Source organism: Corallococcus sp. CA047B (assembly GCF_003612065.1).
Classification (GTDB): domain Bacteria; phylum Myxococcota; class Myxococcia; order Myxococcales; family Myxococcaceae; genus Corallococcus; species Corallococcus praedator.
This window is the reverse complement of sequence record NZ_RAWD01000584.1, coordinates 1-2521: the sequence shown is the minus strand read 5'-3', so window position 1 is coordinate 2521 and position 2521 is coordinate 1. Positions and strand designations below refer to the sequence as shown.

The 2521-nt window shown below is 68.2% G+C and carries 3 protein-coding genes; 1 reads left to right on the top strand and 2 read right to left on the bottom strand.

The annotated features are described in order from the left end of the window. Positions 1-6 precede the first annotated feature (6 nt). A complete protein-coding gene (locus D7X74_RS44930; RefSeq protein ID WP_255424525.1) occupies positions 7-474 on the top strand; it encodes an AgmX/PglI C-terminal domain-containing protein in 468 nt (155 codons plus the stop codon). Positions 475-480: 6 nt separating this feature from the next. On the opposite strand, the gene D7X74_RS41250 is transcribed toward D7X74_RS44930, so the two are convergent. Together D7X74_RS41250 and D7X74_RS44730 are read right to left on the bottom strand one after the other, a co-directional pair. Further along, positions 481-2166, bottom strand: a complete 1686-nt coding sequence (locus tag D7X74_RS41250; RefSeq protein ID WP_233602480.1) for an AMP-binding protein — start codon at positions 2164-2166, stop codon at positions 481-483. Then, positions 2163-2521: acyl carrier protein (locus D7X74_RS44730; protein WP_147446889.1), on the bottom strand; the 359-nt coding region annotated here is incomplete at its 5' end. The genes D7X74_RS41250 and D7X74_RS44730, both read right to left, overlap by 4 nt.

Genomic DNA, 2521 nt, shown 5'->3' with positions numbered 1-2521 from the left:
CCCGCGATGCCCGCGGTCCGCTCCTCCCCCGGGGAGCGTGTCGGGCCTCATGAAGAAGCGCGGTCTCTCGTTCGTGCGGCTCGCCCTTCGTCACCGCTGCCGCCTCCTCCTGCTCCTCCTGCTCCTCCTCCGGCGGAGAGCCGGCAGTCGTCGGTCCATACGGGCTCGCTGCCTCGCGAGTCCGTGAGGGATGTCATCCGGTCCCTGGGGCCTCGTGTGAAGGAGTGCTTCGAGAAAGCTGCCCCGCGCTACCCCGGGCCTCAAAAGGTGACAGTCGCCTTCACTCTCCAGGGGCAGGGGCTGTCCGGATTCATCGAGGACGAGGAGGTCGTCGACTCCACCATTCCGGATCCCTGGTTCCAGGCCTGCTTTCTGGAGGTGCTTCATTCCGCCACCTTCTCGGCACCGAAGGATGGGACGGTCCGCATCACCTATCCCTTTGTCTATCAGCCGAACCGGGATGCGGGGACCTGAGCCCGTCTAGCGCCCACCGAGCCTGCCCGAGGCATACGCCTCGCGATTGCCCGAGCGCGAGGGCTTTCCGGAGGTGGACTTGAGCAGCGAGCCTGACTCGCAGAGCGCCACGTCCTTGAGACCGAGGCTCAGCCGAAGCGCCACTTCCTGGCGGATGCGGACCGCCAACGCTCGAGGATCCTCCACGTCCGGCTCGGGCTCCACGCACACCACGACCTCCTCGGTGCCCATCTGCTCGGAGGTGATGCCGAAGGCGACCACGCGGCCCGCCCTGCAGCCTGGGATGGACGCGACGACCTCCTCGATATCCTCTGGGTACAGGTTGGTTCCCCGGTGGATGATGAGGTCCTTCAGCCGCCCCGTGACGAAGAGCTCTCCCTCGGCGAGATAGCCCAAATCGCCCGTTCGGAACCACCCGTCCTCCGTTCGCGAGACGGCGGTGGCCTCCGGGTGCGCGACGTACCCCTCGAAGAGGCTCGGGCTCCGGATTTCAATCTCTCCAATCCGTCGCTCCCCCCGGTGGGAGATCCGCACCTCGCAGCCAGCGATGGGGACGCCACTCGAAGCGAAGACCTTGTCCTCGGCGCTCGGCGGCCCGGCCTCCAGCGCGACAGCATCCCCTTGCGTCAGGAGCGGGGCGCGCCGCACCCGGTCGAGCCGCAGGGGGGAGCCCATGGGCGTCTGCGTCACGGCGAAGGTGTTCTCCGCCATCGCATAGCAGCCCTGGAGCTGGTCCCAGCGGACGCCGTGAGGCCCCATGCGCTCGACAAACCTTGCCAGCGTGCCTGGCCGCACCGGCTCACTGCAGTTGATGAAGGCACGCACCTGCCCGAACTCCATGGCGCCCAGGTCTTCGGCGCGTGTGCGCTGGGCCAGCAGCTCGAAGGCGAAGTTCGGCAGCCAGACGAGAGTCCCCGCCGAATCCACGATCTGCCGCCACAGCCACTGCGGCCGCTGCACCCACTCAAAGGGAGACAGATGGACGGAGGGCACGCCCATGAAGCAGGGCAGGAGCAGGCAGGCCACGAGCCCCATGTCATGGTAGAGGGGCAACCAGCTCACCACCCGGTCTGTCGAGGAAAGAAGGTGGAGGGCTTCCGCATACGCTTGGACTTGCGAGGCCAGCATGGCGTGCGTGATGGCGACGCCCTTGCGGAGTCCGGTCGTCCCCGACGAGAACTGGAGGAAGGCCACCTTGCCGTCGGAGGCGGGCAGGGGCTCGTCTCCAGCGGGCTCCTCGAGCAGTTCCCGCAGCGGGAGGAGGGCAATCCCGCTGCCGGAGGCCGCCTTCCACCCTTGGAAGGCCGGGGCCAGGGCGTCCGAATACAGCAGGCACGCCGCGCCGCTGGCCGAGATCAGGGGGCTGAAGCTCGCGAAGAATCGCTCGGTGGGCTGCTTGATGGAGGGATGGGAGTAGATCGACGGGATCGCCTCCGCGAAGAGGGCGCCCAGGAAGCCCAGGGCCTGCTCCCGAGGCGAGGAAGACACAATGACAACGACATCCTTCGGGGCCACTCCTCGCCGCTTCAGCCCGAGCCCGACGCCGCGGGCCCGCTCCACCAGCTCCGCCCACGTCAGCTCGAGCGTCTCGCCCCCTTGCGTGGGAAACCGGAGCGCCCACTGATGACCCTGGGAGCGGCCATGGTGCTCGAGCCGCTCCCTCAACGTTTCCGGGACCCTGGGAGTCTTCATTCGGGCGTGGACAGGGCGGACGCGAGCTTGCGCGGGGTGTTGTGGATGAAGAGGTCCGGGCAGGTGACCCCACATCGCTCCTCGATGGTGGCGATGAGGTGGGCGAACGCGAATGAGTCAAGTCCCAGTCCCAGGAAGGTCACATCCGGCTCCGCGGTGCGTCCGTCACCGAGAAGTTCGTTCAGGAGCTGCTCCAGCACCGGTGGGATCGTCGTGGCGGAGAGGTGCTCCCGAGGGCGACTCCGGAGCTCGGAGCTGGCCCCTGTCTCTTGAGTCGGCGCGGCTTCCTGGGCCGGCGCTCGTGGAGGGCCGGGGGGCTCTCCCGTGAGGAGCTGGGCCAGGGAGGGGATGGAGG